The following is an 18,114-nucleotide window of genomic DNA, read 5'->3' as shown; positions in this document are numbered from 1 at the left end:
GTGTTCAAGAGCAAAGGCCGCCCCACCGTGGTCGTCGTGGCCGCGCTGGTCCCGGCGTGCGCGGCCGCGTGGCTGGTGTGGGACGCCACGGGCGGACCGGACGACCCCGGACGCAACGGGGACCTCCCGCAGAGCGTGCGTCCGCACCGCTCGGCGGCGGCGTCCTCCGGACCGTCCTCGGCGGCACCGTCCGCCGGGTCCGCGAGGCCGCTCGCGGGGAAGGTCGTGGTGCTGGACCCGGGCCACAACACGCGCAACAGCCGTCACACGGCCGAGATCAACCGCCTGGTCGACATCGGCACCGCCCGCAAGGAGTGCGACACCACGGGCACCGCGACCAACGCGGGGTACGCCGAGGCCGCGTTCACCCTGGACGTGTCCCGGCGCGCCCGGGCGCTGCTCGAAGCGCGGGGGGCGAAGGTGACGTTCACGCACGACGGCGACCGCGCCTACGGCCCCTGCATCGACGAGCGGGCCCGTACCGGCAACAAGGCGAAGGCCGACGCGGTGGTGTCGGTGCACGGCGACGGCTCGGCGGCCGGCAACCGCGGCTTCCACGTGATCATGCCGGCCCCGGTGCACCGCGGCATCGCGGACACCCGGAAGATCAGCGGGCCGTCGAAACTGCTCGGCACCGCCCTCAAGCGGCACTTCGCCGAGGAGACGGGCACCCGGCCGTCCAACTACATCGGCGGCGGCACCGGCCTGGACGTCCGCAGCGACCTCGGCGGACTCAACCTCAGCAGCCGGCCGAAGGTGTTGATCGAGTGCGGCAACATGCGCGACCCCAGGGACGCCGCGCTGATGACCAGCCCGGCCTGGCGGCAGCGGGCCGCGGAGGGCATCGCGGACGGCATCACCGCGTTCTTGGAGGACCGCGGGTGATCGGCCGGTGAGCATTGGGTCCCGATCGTGTCACCGAGGGGCGGACCGGTCCCACCCGGCGGCAACGGCCCTCATACGATGGGGAACCGCCCGGCGACAGCGACAACGAGACGACTGACAAGGACTCCTAGTGAATAACCGCTCCCTCACCCGAGGAGACGGCGCGGTGATCGGCGCGGCGCTGCTGCTGCTGATCGCCTCGTTCCTGAACTTCTACACGTTCAAGGGATGCAGCTCCGACGAGTGCGGAGCCAGCGCGTGGAAGAGCGAGCTGTTCCCGCTGCTGCCCTCGGTGCACCTCCTGGGCCTGATCGCCGCGGGCCTGTTCGTCGCCTCGCGCTTCCAGCCCGAGGGGCGCAAGCTGCTCGGCATCGGGCCGGCGCACTGGGGCGCGGTCCTCTCCGTGGCCGCCGCCTGGGACGCGCTGTGGTCGCTGTTCCACGGCAGCGAGGCCTTCGAGCTGGCCGCCGGCGCGTACCTCTCCTTCGTCGCCGCCGCGGCCCTCGCGGCCGCCATGCTGCTCACCCTGCAGGGCCTGCCCGTGCTGAAGGCGCCGCTGCTGCCCGCTCCGCGGCCGCAGCAGCCCCAGCAGGCGCAGCCGTACGGCGGCCAGCAGGGCCAGCCCTACCCGGGCGTGCAGCAGGGCGGCTACGGGTACCCGGGGCAGACCGGCGGTCAGGGCGCGCAGGCCGACCCGTCCTTCGGCGGTGGCCAGTACGGCTACCCGCAGGCCCAGCAGCAGCCGCAGGCGCAGCCCTCCGCGGAGTTCGCGGCCTTCTGGTTCGCGGTGCCCGTGGCGCGTCCGCTGTACGCGGAGGACGGTTCGGGCCGGCAGATCGCCGAGCTGGCCCCCGGCACCTGGTACCTGGCGGTGGAGCAGCGGGGTTCCGCCCTGGTCGCGCAGACCCAGGACGGCCGCCGCGGCGTCCTCCAGGACGCCGGCGGCATCCAGCGCGGCTGATCCCCGCCGAAGCGCCACCCGCGCACACACGCGACAGCCGTGCCCCGGGCCGTCCGGCCCGGGGCACGGCTGTCCGCTCTTCCGGGGCGGGGGCGCTTGCCGTACCGTACGGCTGACGTACCGTCAGCTCCGGTGGGAGGCGTGCGCATGCGGCTCGGACTGGCCCTCGGCTACTGGGGGCGCGGCCCCTCCCCCGGCCACCTGGCCCTGGCGCAGGAGGCCGAACGGCTCGGCTACGACTCCGTGTGGACGGCGGAGGCCTGGGGCTCGGACGCGTTCACCCCGCTCACCTGGATCGCCGCGCACACCAGCCGGATCCGGCTCGGCACCGGCATCGCCCAGATGGCCGCCCGTTCCCCCACCGCCACCGCCATGCACGCGCTGACCCTGGACCACCTCTCCGGCGGCCGGGTCATGCTGGGGCTCGGCCTGTCGGGGCCGCAGGTGGTGGAGGGCTGGTACGGCAGGCCGTTCCCGCGCAGTCCGCTGACCGCGACCCGGGAGTACGTGGACGTCGTGCGCCAGGTGCTGCGCCGCGAGGGCCCGGTGGCGCTGGACGGGCGCTTCCACCCGCTGCCGTACGCGGGGCCCGACGCGACCGGCCTCGGCCGGCCGCTCAAGCCGATCACCCATCCGCTGCGGGCCGCCCTGCCGGTCCTGCTGGGCGCCGAGGGCCCGAAGAACATCGCGCAGACCACCCGCATCGCCGACGGCTGGCTGCCGCTGTACTGGTCGCCGTTCCGCACGGACGTGTACGAGGTGCCACTGACGGACGCGCCGAAGGACTTCATGATCGCCCCGATGGCGCGGGCCCAGCTCTGCGACGACCCGGCGGAGGGCCTGCTGCCGGTCAAGGCGATGCTCGGCTTCTACATCGGCGGGATGGGCGCGGCCACCCGCAACTTCCACGCCGACCTGATGGCCAGGATGGGCTACGAGCAGGAGGCCCGGCGCATCCAGGAACTGTTCCTGGCCGGGCGGCGCGAGGAGGCGGTCGCGGCGGTGCCGGACGCCTTCGCCGACGAGATCTCGCTCGTCGGCCCGCGGGAGCGGATCGCGGAACGGCTGGCGGTGTGGCGGTCGGGCCCGGTGACCGACCTGCTGGTCACCGCGCCCGACCCGGCCACCCTGCGGGTGCTGGCCGAGCTCATCCGCCGCTGAGCTCGGACAGCGAGGGCACCTTGTCGGTGACCTTGGCGCCGGCGCCCTCGCCGGCCGACTTGACGCCGGTGATGGTGTCCTGGAAGGTCCCGACGATGTCGTCCGTGCCCTGGCCGCTGCGCAGCTTGGCCGGCAGGTCCTTGAGCGACTCGATGCCCGCGTTCAGCGGGGCCACCAGCTTGGCCAGGGTCGGGTCGCCCTTGGCGTTCTCCGAGGCGGCCTTGAGCCGGTTGTAGGCGAAGGCCCCGGCCAGGCCCGCCTTCACCAGGGCCAGCTTGCGGCCCTCGGCGTCCTTCTTGAACTTGCCCTCGCGGTAGGGCTTGACGATCCACTGGTAGGTCGCGCCGGCGGCCAGTCCGGCGTTGGCGACGAAGCGCGTCTTGGCGAGCTTCTGCTTCTGCACGGAGGAGGTGGGGCTCGCGGTGCCGACGCTCGCGGTCTGCGGCGAGTCGCCACCGCAGGCGGGGACGAGCATCAGCACGCCGGAGAGCAGGAGGGCGGTCAGGGCACGGCGCAAGGGCATGACGGTTCTCCCGGGGGGGATGCGGTGCGTGATCGCATCCTCGCCCGGGCCCCCGGCACCGGCCACCGCACAGGGCCGTACGGGGCGTCAGGCGAGGGCCGGCCCGCCACGTTTCAGTCCGCCGATCGGGGCAAGACGGCAGGTATGTCCAGACGATATCGCGGCAATCTGGCCGCCACGGTCATCATGGTGGCCGCGGACGTGGCGGCCTTCATCCTGGTCCTGTGGATCGTGCTGTGGATGCTCGACGCCAACCGGGCGAACGACCTCGTGGAGTGGATCCACGACGTCGCGTCCTGGCTCGGCGGCTGGGCCCACGACATCTTCGACACCGACTCAGCGTGGGCGCGCACCCTGCTGAACTACGGCCTGCCGGCGGCGGTCTACCTGGTCGTCGGCCACGCCGTGGCGGGTCGCGTCAACCGGGCCTGACGCCCGCTCACCGACCCGCGCAGCACCCCGCCGCCCCGGGCACCAGCCCGAGCGGCAGCCTCTCACCCCCGAAGACCGCCGTCGTCGCCTCGTCCCCTCCCAGGGCGGCGACGGCGAGCAGCAGGGCCCCGGCCGTCCACGTGGTCCGTTCCCGGGGCCACACGGCGGGGCCGGTACCGGCCTCCTCGTCCGGCTCGAAGACGTACCCGGTCCAGTACATGCCGTCCTCGGCACGCAGGTGCTGGATCTCGGCCAGGATGTCCACAGCGCGGTCGGACTCGCCCATCGCCCACAGCGCGAGGGCGAGTTCGGCGCTCTCCCCGCCGGTCACCCACGGGTTGGGCACCACGCAGCGGACCCCGAGGCCGGGCACGACGAACTCGTCCCAGCGGGCCAGCAAGCGCTCCCGGGCGGCCTCCCCCCGCAGCACCCCGCCGAGGATCGGGTAGTACCAGTCCATGGAGTAGCGGTCCTTGTCCAGGAACCGCTCGGGGTGGTGGGCGACGGCGTGCCCGAGGGCGCCGGCGGCCAGCTCCCAGTCCGGCTGCGGGTCCTCGCGGTGCTCGGCGACGGCCAGCGCGCAGCGCAGCGCCTGGTACATCGACGAGCAGCCGGTCAGCAGCGCCTCCTGCGGGTACGTCCCGTCGTCCTCGCGCTTCCAGGCGATCTGGCCGCCGGGCAGCTGGAGTTCCAGGACGTACTCGACGGCCGCGTACAGCACCGGCCACATGCGCTCCAGGAACGCGTCGTCGCCGGTGGAGAGGTAGTGGTGCCACACCCCGACGGCGACGTAGGCGCAGAAGTTGCTCTCCCGGCCCAGGTCGGTGGGCTCGCCCTCGGCGCCGTCGGCGAAGCCGTAGGCGGCGTACCAGGAACCGTCCGGGTTCTGCCGGCGGGCGAGCCAGGTGTAGGCGGCCTCGGCGTGCTCGTGCTCGCCCGCGGCGTCCATCGCCATGGCGGCCTCGACGTGGTCCCACGGGTCGAGGTGGCCGCCCTCGAACCACGGTACGGCGCCGTCCGGCCGCTGCACGGCGAGGATCCCGGCGACGGTCTGCGCGGCCTGCTCCGAGGTCAGGACGCCGGGCAGGACGAGGTGTTCGGTCCGCCTCACGCGTCGACGCCCGCCTTCGGGGTGTGCGGCTTGGTGGCGTAGGCGACGAAGCTCTTGCCGATCAGCGGGTTGAGCGCGTTCTCGGCGAGCCGGGTGGCCAGCGGCTTCTTCATGATGTCCCAGACCAGCAGCTTGTGGTACAGCTTCACCGGCAGGGCCTTGTCGTTGTCCACGCCGACCGCGCACTTGATCCACCAGTACGGGGAGTGCAGCGCGTGCGCGTGGTGGCTGCCGTACGGGCGCAGCCCCGCCTCGCGGATCCTGCCGAGCAGTTCGTCGGCCCGGTAGATGCGGATGTGGCCGCCCTCGACCTCGTGGTAGGCGTCGGACAGCGCCCAGCAGATCCTCTCCGGCCCGTAGCGCGGCACGGTGACGGCGATCAGCCCGCCCGGCTTGAGGACGCGCACCATCTCGGCGAGCACGCCCTTGTCGTCCGGGATGTGCTCCATGACCTCGGAGATGATGACGCGGTCGAAGGTGTCGTCGGGGAACGGCAGGCTCAGCGCGTCGCCCTCCATCGCCGTGGCGGTCGCCCCGGCCGGGGCCTCCCCGGCCTCCCTCATCGCGGCGAACCACTTGGCGACCTCGCGGATCTCGTCGCCGTTCCGGTCCAGGGCCACCACGTCCGCGCCGCGCCGGTAGCACTCGAAGGCGTGCCGGCCCGCGCCGCAGCCCAGGTCGAGCACGCGGTCGCCCGGGGCGAGCGGGAAGCGGGAGAAGTCGACGGTCAGCACGTGGAGTCTGCTTTCGTCCGGGACGGTGACTGGATGGTGGGCCGCGGCCCCGCGGCGGCCTCGATCGCCGCACGGTACTGCTCGGCGGTGCCGATGGCGGCCCGCTCCCAGGTGAAGCGGGCCAGTACGCGTTCCCGGCCGGCCCGGCCGAGACGGCGGCGCAGCTCCGAGTCGCGCAGCAGCCGGCCCAGCGCCGCGGCCAGCGCGCCCGGGTCCCCCGGCGCCACGGCCAGGCACGTCTCCCCGTCGGGCCCGGCGACCTCGGGGATGGCGCCGCCGGTGCTGGCGACCAGCGGCGTCCCGGTGGCCATGGCCTCGGCGGCCGGCAGCGAGAACCCCTCGTACAGCGACGGCACGCACGCCACCTGGGCGCCGCGCACCAGGTCGACCAGCTCCTCGTCGCTGATGCCCTTGACGAAGTCGACGGCGCCGCCGAGCCCGTACCGCTCGATGGCGGCGGCCACCGGGCCGTCGTCGGCCCGCTTGCCGACGACGACGAGGTGCGCGTCGGGGTGCTCGGTGCGCAGCTTCGCGAGGGCCTCCACGAGGTGGACCAGGCCCTTGAGCGGCACGTCGGCGCTGGACGTCGTCACGATCCGGCCCGGCACCTCGGGCACGGACGGGTCCGGCGAGAACAGCCGCGTGTCGGCGCCGATGTGCACCACGTGCACCCGGTCCTCACGCACCCCGAGGTGGTCGACGATCTCCTGACGGGAGCTGCCCGAGACGGTGAGCACGGACGGCAGCCGCCGCGAGACCCGCCGCTGCATCCGCGTGAAGCCGTACCAGCGGCGGACCGACGCCCGGCGCTTCCACCCCTGCGCGGCGTCGAGTTCGAGCCGCCGGTCCACGGTGATCGGGTGGTGGATGGTCGTCACCAGCGGCGCGCCGAGGGCGTCCGGGCCGCCGAGGAGGCCGTAGCCGAGGGTCTGGTTGTCGTGGATGACGTCGAAGGCGCCCCGCCGGGCGGCCAGGTGACGGCGGGCCCGCAGACTGAACGTCAGCGGCTCCGGGAAGCCGCCGGTCCACATCGTGCCGACCTCCAGCGCGTCCACCCAGTCGCGGTACTCGCCGCGCTTCGGGGTGCGGAACGGGTCCGGCGAGCGGTAGAGGTCCAGGCTCGGCAGCTCGGTGAGGCGCACCCCGTCACCGACCGCGTCGAGCACGGGGTAGGGCTGGGCACCGATCACTTCGACGCTGTGGCCGAGCCGGGCGAGTTCCCTCGACAGATGGCGCACGTACACGCCCTGGCCCCCGCAGAACGGGTTCCCCTTGTAGGTGAGCAGCGCGATCCGGAGCGGCCTGGCCTCTGCGGTCACTCACGGCCCCCTTCTCACTGCACTTCAGCGGGAGCGTAGCCGCCCGTGCCCGGGTAGAACAAGTTTCAGAATCGGTTACTCAGGAGTTGGCCCGAGAGCACGAAGATACCTGGGCCCGTGCGGGGTGCCCTGGCTGGTGCGGGTGATTCCCGCCACGCCGCGCCTGCGGCGGGCTGGCCGGTGTTCGTGTGCGGCGCCGTTGTGGTTGCTGTTGGGTTTCCCCCACCCTCCCGCCCTCCCCCAGCCTTCGGCCGGGGGAACCCCCAGAACGCTCGCGGTTTACGTCAACATCCTTGGGCACCGCGCTTAACCGCTCGTCTCCCCCAGCCTTCGGCCGGGGGGACCCCCATGGGCCCACCCCGACACACCCCCTCCGGCCGGTATGGGCGCACAACGGCCGGTGGGGGGTGCGGAGGCAGTCCGAGGCGCACCGAACCGCTCACTGACCCCCACGGCCCCGCGGTTCAAGCCCGCATCATTCGGCACCGAATTCCACCGCCGTTCCCCCTCCGGCCGGTGTAGCCGCATTACGGCCGGTGGGGGGAAAGTAGGCAGTCCGGGGTTGCCGCCCACGTCTGCGTCGGGCGCCGTCCATTCCGTTGGGCGGCGCCGTTCTCGCGTGGGCGATGACAGCCGGTGAGGGATGCATCGGACACGTGCGGTACCCCGGACTGACTTCTGACCACCCGGCCGCCACGACTGCGGGTGCTTCGGGGTGCTGCTGGGGGCGGTCGGCGGGGGATCGGGCTCGCTTTCAGCGGTATAGCCGTCGGAAGAGGGCCCGATGTCCGATCGGGGAAGCACCCGCAGACGCCGGTTACGGCGGGCGCGCCACCCACGGAGGGTGGGCGTGGTCACCGGCCATCTATACCCGCGGACGGCAACGAGACCCGAGCCAGACGAACAACCAGCCCCGCTCCGGCGCCTGAACCCCAGCCGCCCACCGACCCGCACACCGCAGGCAAAGCAGGCCCCCCACCCTCCCACCCGCAGCCAGCATCTTTGCGCCCGCAGGGCGCGAGACGGCGGTCGCTGTCGAGACGGAGGGGGTGGGGGAGGTGGGGGTCCCCCTGGCCGAAGGCTGGGGGAGGGAGGGAGGGCGGGTGGGCGAACCCCCAACAGAAACCACGACGCACCCGCGCCGAGGCACGAAGGGTCACGCACACCGCACCGGCCGGCGGCGCAGCCCTTACCCTGGGGGACGGTTCCGCTCGGCGCACAGATTCGGATAGGGACAGATGACCGCAGCTCCTCAGCCGTCCCCGGTGCCGCTGACCGAGCGTCAGGAAGCCCGCCGCCGCCGCATCCTGCGCACCAGCGCCGAACTCGCCGTCCGGGGTGGCTTCGACGCCGTCCAGATGCGCGAGGTCGCCGAGCAGTCGAACGTCGCGCTCGGCACCCTCTACCGCTACTTCCCGTCCAAGATCCATCTGCTCGTCGCCACGATGCGCGACCAGCTGGAGCACCTCCACGAGGCCCTGCGCAAGCGCCCGCCCACCGCCTCCGCGCCCGCGGACCGCGTGGCGGAGACGTTGATGCGCGCGTTCCGCGCGATGCAGCGCGAGCCGCACCTCGCGGACGCCATGGTGCGGGCGCTGACGTTCGCCGACCGTTCGGTGAGCCCGGAGGTGGACGCCGTGTCGCGGCTGACGACCTCGATCGTCCTGGACGCGATGCGGCTGGACGAGCCGCCCGGGCCCGAGCTGCTGTCGGCGGTGCGCGTCATCGAGCACACCTGGCACTCCGCCCTGGTGACCTGGCTGTCCGGGCGCGCCTCGATCGCCCAGGTGAAGATCGACATCGAGACGGTGTGCCGGCTGATCGACCTCACCGATCCGCGCCGCGCGCAGCCCTGACCCCTGCGGACCGTTCACTCCTCGGGCGGGAAGACCGCCTCGCCGGAGGCGGCCAGCGTGATGCTGATCGCCTCCACCGGGCAGCCCTCCGCCGCCGCGAGCAGCGCCTCGGCCGCGTCGGCGTCCGGGGCCGCCGCGTGGGACTGCCGGGCGGAGTCGAGGGTGAAGCCGTCCGGGGCGGAGTTCACGCACATGCCCGAGCCGATGCACACCCCCCGGTCGACCTCGATGTGCCAGCGGTCCCCCACGGGGTCAGCCCTCCCAGCCGGCGGGCAGGTGGACCATCTTGTGCTCCAGGTACTCGCCCAGCCCCTCGGGGCCGAACTCGCGCCCGAGCCCGGAGTTCTTGTAGCCGCCGAAGGGCCCGAGCATGTCGAGGCTGAAGGTGTTGACGTTGAACGTGCCCGTGCGCACCCGGCGGGCGACGTCGATGCCGTGCTCGACGTCCGCCGTCCACACGCTGCCGGACAGGCCGTACTCGGAGTCGTTGGCGATGCGGACGGCCTCGGCCTCGTCCTCGTACGGCAGCAGGCAGACGACCGGGCCGAAGATCTCCTCGCGGGCGATCCGCATGGAGTTGGAGACGTCGCCGAAGAGGGTGGGCTCGACGTACCAGCCGGTGGGCTGGGCCTGCGGGCGGCCGCCGCCGGTGAGGACCTTGGCGCCCTCCTGCTGGCCGAGGGCGATGTAGTCCAGGGAACGCCGCTGCTGGCGGCGGGCGACCAGCGGGCCGACCTGGGTCGCGGGGTCGAGGGGGTCGCCGACGACGAGGGCGGAGGCGGCCGCGGCCAGGCGCTCGGCGGTCTCGTCGTAGCGGGAGCGGGGCGCGAGGATGCGGGTCTGGGCGACGCAGGCCTGGCCGTTGTTCATCCAGGCGGCCGAGACGATGCCGGGGACGGCGGTGTCCAGGTCGGCGTCGGGCAGGACCAGCGCGGCGGACTTGCCGCCGAGTTCCAGCGTCACGCGGGTGAGGTTGCGGGAGGCGACCTCCATGACGCGCTTGCCGGCCGCGACCGAGCCGGTGAAGGAGACCTTGTCGACGCCGGGGTGGCCCACCAGGTACTCGCTGACCTCGCGGTCGGCGGGCAGGATCGACAGCACGCCCTCGGGCAGCCCCGCCTCGGCGGCGATCTCGCCGAGCAGGTACGCGTCGAGCGGTGACTCCGGCGACGGCTTGAGGACCACCGTGCACCCGGCGAGCAGCGCGGGGGCGAGCTTGGCGGCGGCGGTGAACTGCGGGACGTTCCAGGGCACGACGGCGGCGACGACGCCGGCCGGCTCGCGGCGCACCAGGATCGGGCCGAGCGCACCGGCCCGTCGTTCCTCCCAGGTGAAGCCGCGCGCGACGGTGATCGCGGCGTCCCAGACCATCATCGCGCCGAGCGCCTGGGCGAGCACGCTCCAGGAGTAGGGCGAGCCGTTCTGCGCGCTGATGACGCGGGCGAACTCCTCGTGGCGTACGGCGATCGCGTCCTTGATCCGGGTGACGACCTCGATGCGTTCGTCGAGGCTCGCCCGCGGCCACGGGCCCTCGTCGAAGGCCCGGCGGGCCGCGGCGACGGCCCGGTCGACGTCCTCGCGGGAGGCGTGCGGCACCCGCGCGAAGACCTGCTCGGTGTGGGGCGAGACGACCTCGATGGTGCCGGTGCCGAGCGGGTCCGCCAACTGCCCGCCGATGTAGAGCTGTCCGTGTTCGACGATCCCGTTCCCGTCCATGCCTGTCCCGTCCCGCCCACGGCTGATGCCTCGCCAGAAGGTGACCCTGCTTCAGAACTGATACCAGTTCTAGTTATGGTGGGCAATGCGCGTGACGGATCGGAGAGGGGACCTCATGGAGCACGGTGACGGCATCTGGAGCATCCCGGTCCCGATCCCCGACAACCCCCTGGGCCACACGCTCGTCTACGTCGTCGACACCGACCGCGGCCCCGTCCTGGTCGACACCGGCTGGGACGACCCCGCCTCCTACGACGCCCTCGCGGACGGCCTCGGCGCGCTCGGCACCCGGGTCGCCGACGTCCACGGCGTCCTCGTCACCCACCACCACCCCGACCACCACGGCCTGTCCGGCCAGGTCCGCGAGGCCTCCGGCGCCTGGATCGCCATGCACCCCGCCGACACCGCCGTCGTCCGCCGCGCCCGCGGCGCCCGGCCCGGCGTGTGGCTGGACTACCTCGCCGTCAAGCTCGCCGCCGCCGGCGCCCCCGAGGAACACCTCGCCCCGCTGCGGGCGGTGCGCGCCGAGCGCCGCGCCGCCGACGTCCCCGGACTGCGGCCCGCCCTCCCCGACCGCGAGATCGTCCCCGGCGAGCGGGTACCGCTGGCCGGCCGCGCCGTCCGCGCCGTGTGGACCCCCGGCCACACCCCCGGCCACGTCTGCCTCTTCGAGGAGGACGGCCGCCGCCTGTTCTCCGGCGACCACCTGCTGCCCGGCATCTCCCCGCACATCGGCCTGTACGAGGACCCCGACGACGCGACCGCCGGCGACCCCCTGGGCGACTACCTCGACTCCCTCGAACGCGTCGCCCGGCTCGCCCCCGCCGAGGTACTGCCCGCCCACGAGCACGCCTTCACCGGCGCCGCCACTCGCGTGCGCGAACTGCTGGACCACCACACCGCCCGCCTCTCCTCGCTGCGCGCCCTGATCGCCGAGGCCCCCCGCACCCCGTGGCAGCTCGCCGTGGCCATGCAGTGGAACCGGCCCTGGGAGCAGATCCCCTTCCCCTCCCGGAACATCGCCGTCGCCGAGGCCGAGGCGCACCTGCGCCGCCTGGTCAAGCTCGGCCACGCCGAGCCGGTGCCCGGGTCCGACCCGGTCGCGTACACCGCGGTGTGAGGGCGCCGGTGTGAAGGCGCCGGTGTGAGGCAGACCGCACACGGCCGGGGGCGGCACGGCACGCGGTCCCGGCTAAGGTGTGCACGACACAACCAAGTCCCATCACGTCCGAGCGGGGGAAGCCGGTGCGAATCCGGCGCTGACCCGCAACCGTGAGCCGTCCCCGTCCGGGGAGGGCCCAGCCGGAGCACCCGCGCGGACGGGAGCGGCTCTTCCGTCGAGGTACACGGAGCCGGAGCCCGGTGCCGTGACCGCGCGCCCGCATCCGTCTGCGCGACCGCTCACCGAAAGGCACCACCCGATGCACCTGCGCCGCACCGCCGCGGCCGCCCTGGCCGCCGTCAGCACGCTCCTCATAGCCGCGTCGCCCTCACCGTCGTCGGCGACCGCGCCCGCCGCGCTGTACGGGGAGGCCGACCCGACGTACGACGGCGTGTGGCGCCAGTCGTACGCGCTCCTGGCGCTGCACGCGGCCGACACGGAGCCGGCCGGGAACGCGGTGGAGTGGCTCGCCAAGCAGCAGTGCGCGGACGGCGGCTTCGCCTCGTACCGTCCCGACCCGACGGCGCCCTGCGACCCGAGGACCGAGGACACCAACGCCACCGCCATAGCCGTGCAGGCGCTCGCCGTCCACGGCCAGGACTTCGCCGTCAAGCGCGCCGCCGAGTGGCTGGCCAAGGTGCAGAACCGCGACGGCGGCTGGTCCTACAACCCCGGCGGCGCCTCCGACGCCGACTCCACCGGCGTCGTCATCGGCGGCCTCAAGGCCGCCGGAACCGACGTCAAGTCCGTGACCACCGACGGCCGGTCGCCCTACGACGCGCTGCGCTCCCTCCAGCTGGCCTGCGGCAAGGAGGACGGCGGCGCGTTCGCCTACCAGCCCGACGCGAAGTCCGGGGCGCTCGCGGCCAACGCCAAGGCCACCGCCGACGCCGTGCGCGGCGCCGAGGGCGCGGGCTTCGTCGTCGAGGCCCCCGACCGCGACCTCGCCGTGCGCACCGAGTGCGGCGGCAGCGCCTCCGACGCGGGCGCCGCCTGGCTCGCGGCCCGGCTCACCGCCGGCGGCAGCCACTTCGAGGCCGTCACCCCGGGCTCCGACCAGAAGACCCCGGACTTCGGCACGACCGCCGACGCCGTCGTCGCCCTCGCCTCGGGCGGCCACCTCGACGCCGCCAAGGGCGCGTACAACTGGCTCGCCGCCAACTCCGGCGCCTGGGCGAAGGACAACCCCACCGCCCTCGCGCAGCTCGCCCTCGCCGCGTACGCCACCGGCAACCCGATGCGCGACCACATCACGCGGCTCAGCGCCCTCGGCCCGGTCGCGGAGCAGAAGCCCGACTCCTCGGGCGGCAGTTCGGTGTGGTGGTTCGTCGGCGCCTGCCTGGTCGCCGGCATCGGCATCGGTGTGCTGCTCGCCGGCCGGAAGCACCGGCTGTGAGGCGGCCGCCCCTCACGGCGGCGGCACTCCTCCTGGCCCTGGTGGCCGCCCTCGTCGCGACGCCCGCGCACGCGGCCGCCTACCGCTACTGGTCCTTCTGGCAGCGTGACGCGGCCGGCCAGGCCTGGACGTTCGCCACGACCGGGCCCGCCCTCAGCCGCCCCGACGACGGTGCCGTCGAGGGCTGGCGCTTCGGCGTCAGCCCCGACGCCGACTCGGCCGCCCGCCCCCGCGGCACGGCCCGGTTCGCCGCCGTCTGCGACGGCACCCCGGCCCGCCCCGGCACCAAGCGCGTCGCCCTGCTGCTCGACTTCGGCACCGCCGCCGACGCCCCGGCCGCCCGCGCCGCCTGCGCCCGCGTCCCCGTCGACGCCACCTCCGCCGAAGCCCTCGCCGCGGTCGCGCCCCCGCTCCGCTACAACTCCGCGGGCCTGGTGTGCGCCATCACCGGCTACCCCGCCAAGGGCTGCGGCGAGCAGGTCACCGACGACGCCGCACCCCCCGCGCCCACCTCCTCCCCCGGCCCCGCGCTCGGCACGTACAGCGCCGCCGGCGTCGTCCTCCTCGTCGCCGCGGCCGCCGCCTGGCAGATCCGCCGCCGCCGGAACGACCGCCCGTGACCGCCGGCACACCCCTGCCGTGGACCGGCGGCACTCCGCTCCCCGGCCCGCGGGCCCTGCGGGGCCTCGGCCTGCTTCGGCTGCTGCGGCTTCTGCGCCCACGCGACGGTGACGGCGATGGCGATGGCGACAGCCTGGCGGGCCCGACCGCGCGGGCGACACCGGGCAGCACGACCGCCGCCCGGCCCGAACCGCCGGGCACGCCCGCCGGGGGCGGCTCGACCACCCCGGCCACCCGGCCCCGGCGCACGGGCATCCCCCTCGGCGACTCCCCCACCGGACCCGGCACCTTCGGCGCAACCCCCACACGGGCCACGGCATCACCCCCCTCGTCCGGGCCCGCCCGGCCGCGCCCGCGCGACCACCGGGCAGCCGCCCCCGGCCCCCGCTGGAGCCCGGCCGTCGCCGAGGGCCCGGACGATTCGACGGCCCGCGCCCTACCCGGCCGGCCGCGGCCGCGCACCCGGGGCGGCTCGGCCACCGCGGGCGGCGACGGTCACCCCGGCCGCCTGCGGGCGCTGATGCGGCGGCCGGACCGTGCGGAGGACGGGGGCGCGGAAGGCGCACCCGGGGGGCGGGCGCGGGGACCGCACGCCGGGGCGTGGTGGCTGTGGGCGCTGGGGCTCGCCACGGCCGCGTCGCGGACGTCGAACCCCGCACTGCTCGCGCTGCTCGCGGCCGTCGCCGGTTACGTCGTCGCCGTGTGCCGGGTGCCGGACGCGCCCTGGTCACGGTCGTACGCCGCCTTCCTCCGCCTGGGCCTGGTGGTCGTCGCCATCCGGCTCGCGTTCGCCGTCGTGCTGGGCTCCCCGGTGCCCGGCACGCACACCGTGCTGACCCTCCCCGAAGTGCCCCTGCCCGACTGGGCTCAGGGGGTCCGCCTCGGCGGGCGGGTGACCGCCGAGGGGCTGTGGTTCGCGTTCCGGGAGGGCCTGCGGCTGGCCACCCTCCTGGCCTGCCTGGGCGCCGCGAACGCCCTGGCCAACCCGGCCCGGCTGCTGAAGTCGCTGCCCGGTGCCCTGTACGAGGCGGGCGTCGCCGTGGTCGTCGCGATGACGTTCGCGCCGCACCTGGTCGCCGACGTCCGCCGGCTGCGGACGGCCCGCAGGCTGCGGGGCCGCGCGGACAAGGGCGTACGGGCGCTGCTCCAGGTCGGCCTGCCCGTGCTCGAGGGCGCCCTGGAGCGTTCGGTGGCCCTCGCGGCCGCGATGGACGCCCGCGGTTACGGCCGCACCGCCGCGGTGCCGCCGGCCGTGCGCCGGGCGACCGTCGCGCTCACCCTCGGCGGGCTGCTCGGGCTGTGCGCGGGCACCTACGCGCTGCTGTCCGCCGAGGGCGCCGCGTACGGCCTGCCCCTGCTGCTGGCCGGTGCGGCGGCCGCCGTCGCGGGGCTGCGGCTCGGCGGGCGCCGCTCCGTACGCACCCGCTACCGCCCCGACCGCTGGGACGCGACCGCGTGGCTGATCACCGCATCGGGCGTGGCCGTCGCCGCGCTGACGATCTGGGCCGCCGGCGCCTCGCCCGCCGACCTGGACCCGCCCGTGGTGCCGCTGACCGCGCCGACGCTGCCGCTGTGGCCCGCGGCCGCCGTCCTGCTGGGCCTGCTGCCCGCCCATCTGAAGGGAGCCCGCCCGTGATCCGCTTCGAGCAGGTCTCCGTCACGTACGACGGCGCCGCGGAACCCGCCGTCGCCGGTGTCGACCTGACCGTCCCCGAGGGCGAACTCTGCCTGGTCGTCGGGCCCTCCGGCACCGGCAAGTCCACGCTCCTGGGCGCCGTCTCCGGTCTCGTGCCGCACTTCACCGGCGGCGTCCTCACCGGCCGGGTCACCGTCGCCGGGCACGACACGCGCACCCACCGGCCGCGCGAACTGGCCCATGTCGTCGGCACCGTGGGCCAGGACCCGCTCGCGCACTTCGTCACCGACACCGTCGAGGACGAACTCGCCTACGGCATGGAGTCGATCGGCCTGCCCCCCGACGTGATGCGCCGCCGCGTCGAGGAGACCCTCGACCTCCTGGGCCTCGCCGAGCTGCGCGACCGCCCGATCGGCACCCTCTCCGGCGGGCAGCAGCAGCGCGTGGCCATCGGCTCCGTCCTCACCGTCCACCCGCGGGTGCTGGTGCTGGACGAGCCGACGTCCGCGCTCGACCCCGCCGCCGCCGAGGAGGTGCTCGCCGTGCTGCAGCGGCTCGTCCACGACCTGGGGACGACGGTGCTGCTGGCCGAGCACCGCCTGGAGCGGGTCGTGCACTACGCCGACCAGGTCGTCCTCCTCCCCGGCGGGGGCGCCGCCCCGGTCCACGGGCCGCCCGCCGAGGTCATGGCGGTCTCGCCGGTCCGTCCGCCGGTGGTCGCGCTCGGGCGCCTCGCGGGCTGGTCCCCGCTGCCGCTGTCGGTGCGCGACGCCCGCCGTGCCGCCGCCCCGCTGCGCGAGCGCCTCGCCGGCCGCACCCCGCCCGCGCCGCCCGCGCCCGCCACGGGCGAGCCCGTCGCGGTCGTGACGGGACTGACCGTGCGCCGCGGCCGCGTGGAGGCGCTGCGCTCGGTGGACCTGACCGTACGGCCGGGCGAGACCGTGGCCCTCATGGGCCGCAACGGCGCGGGCAAGTCCACGCTGCTGTCCGCGCTCGCCGGGATGCGGGCGCCCACCTCGGGCGGCGTGCGCGTCGGCGGCCTGGAGCCGTCGCGCACCAGGCCGGCCGAGCTGATCCGCCACGTGGGCCTCGTCCCGCAGGACCCCCGGGACCTGCTGTACGCCGACACCGTCGCCGCCGAGTGCGCCGCCGCCGACGCCGACGCCCGCGCGACGCCCGGCACCTGCCGCGCCCTGGTCGGCGAACTGCTGCCGGGCGTCGCCGACGGCGCCCACCCGCGCGACCTGTCCGAGGGCCAGCGCCTGGCGCTCGCCCTCGCCGTCGTGCTGACCGCCCGGCCCCCGCTGATCCTGCTCGACGAGCCGACCCGAGGCCTGGACTACGCCGCCAAGGCCCGTCTCGCCGCGCACCTGCGCGCGCTCGGCGCGGACGGCCACGCCGTCGTCCTCGCCACCCACGACGTCGAACTGGCCGCCGAACTCGCCCACCGCGTGGTCGTCCTCGCCGACGGCGACCTCGTCGCGGACGGGCCCACCGCCGACGTCGTCGTCTCCTCCCCGGCCTTCGCGCCGCAGGTCGCCAAGGTGCTCGGTCCCCTGCCCTGGCTGACCGTCGGCCAGGTCGAGGCGGCCCTGACGGGGACGACGTGAGCGCGCGTCGGCCGCGCGCGGTCCGGCTGGGCCGCCGGGCCGTCGTCGCGCTGACCCTCGTCTCGGTGATCGGCGTCGCCGCGTTCGGCTGGCCGCTGCTCGCCGACCCGGGCTCCGGGCTCGCCCACAGCGCGGACGCCCCCTGGCTGTTCGCGCTGCTGCTGCCGCTGCTGCTCGCCGTCGTCATGGCGACGATCGCGGACGACGAGGAGGGCCTGAGCGCCAAGTCCGTCGCCATGCTGGGTGTGCTGGCCGCGGCGGGCGCGGCCCTGCGGCCACTCGGCGGCGGCACGGCGGGCATCGAGCCGATGTTCTTCCTCGTCGTGCTGTCCGGCCGGGTGCTCGGCCCCGGCTTCGGCTTCTCGCTGGGCGCGTTGACGATGTTCGCCTCGGCCCTGCTCACCGGCGGGGTCGGGCCGTGGATGCCGTTCCAGATGCTCTCGATGGGCTGGGTGGCGCTCGGCGCGGGCCTGCTCCCGGGCGCCGCGCGGCTGCGCGGCCGGGGCGAGCTCGTCCTGCTCGCCGGGTACGGGGCGGTGTCCTCGATCGCGTACGGGACGGTCATGAACCTGCAGGGCTGGCCGTACCTGGGTGGCCTGTCCTCCGGGGTCTCCTTCGTGCCGGGCGACCCGCTCCCGGACAACCTCGCCCGCTTCGTCGCGTACTGCCTGGCCACCTCCCTCGGCTGGGACCTCCCGCGTGCCGTGCTGACCGCCGTGCTGGCCCTCACCCTGGGCCCGTTCGTGCTGCGCGCGCTGCGCCGGGCCACCCGGCGCGCCGCCTTCGGCGCCCCGGTGGCCTTCGGGGACGGGGGACCGCGCGCACCGGACGGGCCGGCTCAGCCGCGCTGACGGGCCGGCGCGGGAACGCGCCGAAACGGCCGGTGTCGCCGGGCAGGCGCACCAACGCGGCGCGGTCGTACGTCGCCGGCGGGTCACAGAGAGCAGCCGGCCGCGGCCGGCGGGGGCCGTCGCGGCGGGTGGACGCGGGG

The 18,114-nt window shown here is 75.2% G+C and carries 17 protein-coding genes and 1 riboswitch; of the genes, 11 read left to right on the top strand and 6 right to left on the bottom strand.

Annotated features, from left to right (window positions below):
- From ABZ479_RS36130 to ABZ479_RS36120, 3 genes are all read left to right on the top strand, one after another.
- The gene (locus ABZ479_RS36130; RefSeq protein ID WP_500465499.1) at window positions 1-885 is read left to right on the top strand and encodes an N-acetylmuramoyl-L-alanine amidase; all 885 of its coding nucleotides are present in this window, start codon (window positions 1-3) and stop codon (window positions 883-885) included.
- 130 nt (window positions 886-1,015) lie between these two features.
- Window positions 1,016-1,846, top strand: coding sequence for a DUF5336 domain-containing protein (locus ABZ479_RS36125; RefSeq protein WP_500465498.1), 831 nt, complete (start codon window positions 1,016-1,018; stop codon window positions 1,844-1,846).
- Window positions 1,847-1,993: 147 nt separating this feature from the next.
- Complete coding sequence (locus ABZ479_RS36120; RefSeq protein WP_500465497.1) at window positions 1,994-3,007, top strand: LLM class F420-dependent oxidoreductase; 1,014 nt, start codon at window positions 1,994-1,996, stop codon at window positions 3,005-3,007.
- On the opposite strand, the gene ABZ479_RS36115 is transcribed toward ABZ479_RS36120, so the two are convergent.
- Entirely contained in the window at window positions 2,994-3,530 is a 537-nt protein-coding gene (locus ABZ479_RS36115) for a hypothetical protein (protein WP_500465496.1), read from the bottom strand. The genes ABZ479_RS36120 and ABZ479_RS36115 overlap by 14 nt on opposite strands.
- Window positions 3,531-3,674: 144 nt before the next feature.
- On the opposite strand from ABZ479_RS36115, the gene ABZ479_RS36110 reads away from it, so the two are divergent.
- Complete coding sequence (locus ABZ479_RS36110; protein ID WP_499598499.1) at window positions 3,675-3,962, top strand: hypothetical protein; 288 nt, start codon at window positions 3,675-3,677, stop codon at window positions 3,960-3,962.
- A gap of 7 nt (window positions 3,963-3,969) precedes the next feature.
- On the opposite strand, the gene ABZ479_RS36105 is transcribed toward ABZ479_RS36110, so the two are convergent.
- From ABZ479_RS36105 to ABZ479_RS36095, 3 genes are read right to left on the bottom strand one after another with little or no spacing between them, the layout of a single operon-like run.
- On the bottom strand, window positions 3,970-5,073 hold the full coding sequence (locus tag ABZ479_RS36105) for a prenyltransferase/squalene oxidase repeat-containing protein (protein WP_500465495.1): 1,104 nt from the start codon (window positions 5,071-5,073) through the stop codon (window positions 3,970-3,972).
- Window positions 5,070-5,807 carry a class I SAM-dependent methyltransferase gene (locus tag ABZ479_RS36100; RefSeq protein ID WP_500465494.1) on the bottom strand — a complete coding sequence of 246 codons (738 nt, stop codon included), beginning with the start codon at window positions 5,805-5,807 and terminating at the stop codon, window positions 5,070-5,072. Before ABZ479_RS36100 ends, ABZ479_RS36105 begins: the two co-directional genes overlap by 4 nt.
- Entirely contained in the window at window positions 5,801-7,126 is a 1,326-nt protein-coding gene (locus ABZ479_RS36095) for a glycosyltransferase family 4 protein (protein ID WP_500465493.1), read from the bottom strand. Before ABZ479_RS36095 ends, ABZ479_RS36100 begins: the two co-directional genes overlap by 7 nt.
- Window positions 7,127-8,364: 1,238 nt before the next feature.
- Between ABZ479_RS36095 and ABZ479_RS36090 the strand changes: the two genes are divergently transcribed.
- Window positions 8,365-8,982: a TetR family transcriptional regulator gene (locus ABZ479_RS36090; RefSeq protein WP_500465492.1), complete on the top strand. Its 618-nt coding sequence runs from the start codon at window positions 8,365-8,367 to the stop codon at window positions 8,980-8,982.
- A 14-nt stretch (window positions 8,983-8,996) separates the two neighbouring features.
- Here ABZ479_RS36090 and ABZ479_RS36085 read toward each other — a convergent pair whose 3' ends face one another.
- Both ABZ479_RS36085 and ABZ479_RS36080 read right to left on the bottom strand, forming a co-directional pair.
- Window positions 8,997-9,230 (bottom strand): ferredoxin, encoded by a 234-nt coding sequence (locus ABZ479_RS36085; protein ID WP_500465491.1) that lies wholly within the window; start codon window positions 9,228-9,230, stop codon window positions 8,997-8,999.
- Between the two features lie 4 nt (window positions 9,231-9,234).
- Complete coding sequence (locus ABZ479_RS36080; RefSeq protein WP_500465490.1) at window positions 9,235-10,698, bottom strand: aldehyde dehydrogenase; 1,464 nt, start codon at window positions 10,696-10,698, stop codon at window positions 9,235-9,237.
- Between the two features lie 115 nt (window positions 10,699-10,813).
- On the opposite strand from ABZ479_RS36080, the gene ABZ479_RS36075 reads away from it, so the two are divergent.
- The 6 genes from ABZ479_RS36075 to ABZ479_RS36050 all read left to right on the top strand — a co-directional run bounded on the left by ABZ479_RS36075 (window position 10,814) and on the right by ABZ479_RS36050 (window position 17,974).
- Window positions 10,814-11,818, top strand: a complete 1,005-nt coding sequence (locus tag ABZ479_RS36075; RefSeq protein WP_500465525.1) for a Strvi_7410 family MBL fold metallo-hydrolase — start codon at window positions 10,814-10,816, stop codon at window positions 11,816-11,818.
- A 115-nt stretch (window positions 11,819-11,933) separates the two neighbouring features.
- Window positions 11,934-12,011, top strand: a riboswitch (cobalamin riboswitch).
- A 108-nt stretch (window positions 12,012-12,119) separates the two neighbouring features.
- The gene (locus ABZ479_RS36070; RefSeq protein WP_500465489.1) at window positions 12,120-13,256 is read left to right on the top strand and encodes an SCO2321 family membrane protein; all 1,137 of its coding nucleotides are present in this window, start codon (window positions 12,120-12,122) and stop codon (window positions 13,254-13,256) included.
- On the top strand, window positions 13,253-13,876 hold the full coding sequence (locus ABZ479_RS36065) for an SCO2322 family protein (protein WP_500465488.1): 624 nt from the start codon (window positions 13,253-13,255) through the stop codon (window positions 13,874-13,876). Before ABZ479_RS36070 ends, ABZ479_RS36065 begins: the two co-directional genes overlap by 4 nt.
- A gap of 521 nt (window positions 13,877-14,397) precedes the next feature.
- Window positions 14,398-15,513, top strand: coding sequence for a CbiQ family ECF transporter T component (locus ABZ479_RS36060; RefSeq protein ID WP_500465524.1), 1,116 nt, complete (start codon window positions 14,398-14,400; stop codon window positions 15,511-15,513).
- Window positions 15,510-17,123 carry an ABC transporter ATP-binding protein gene (locus ABZ479_RS36055; RefSeq protein WP_500465487.1) on the top strand — a complete coding sequence of 538 codons (1,614 nt, stop codon included), beginning with the start codon at window positions 15,510-15,512 and terminating at the stop codon, window positions 17,121-17,123. Before ABZ479_RS36060 ends, ABZ479_RS36055 begins: the two co-directional genes overlap by 4 nt.
- Window positions 17,075-17,974 (top strand): ECF transporter S component, encoded by a 900-nt coding sequence (locus tag ABZ479_RS36050; RefSeq protein WP_500465523.1) that lies wholly within the window; start codon window positions 17,075-17,077, stop codon window positions 17,972-17,974. Before ABZ479_RS36055 ends, ABZ479_RS36050 begins: the two co-directional genes overlap by 49 nt.
- The last annotated feature ends 140 nt before the right edge of the window (window positions 17,975-18,114 follow it).

This window comes from Streptomyces sp. NPDC005722 (assembly GCF_040630935.1).
Taxonomy (GTDB): domain Bacteria; phylum Actinomycetota; class Actinomycetes; order Streptomycetales; family Streptomycetaceae; genus Actinacidiphila.
This window is presented reverse-complemented; position numbering and strand designations above follow the sequence as displayed.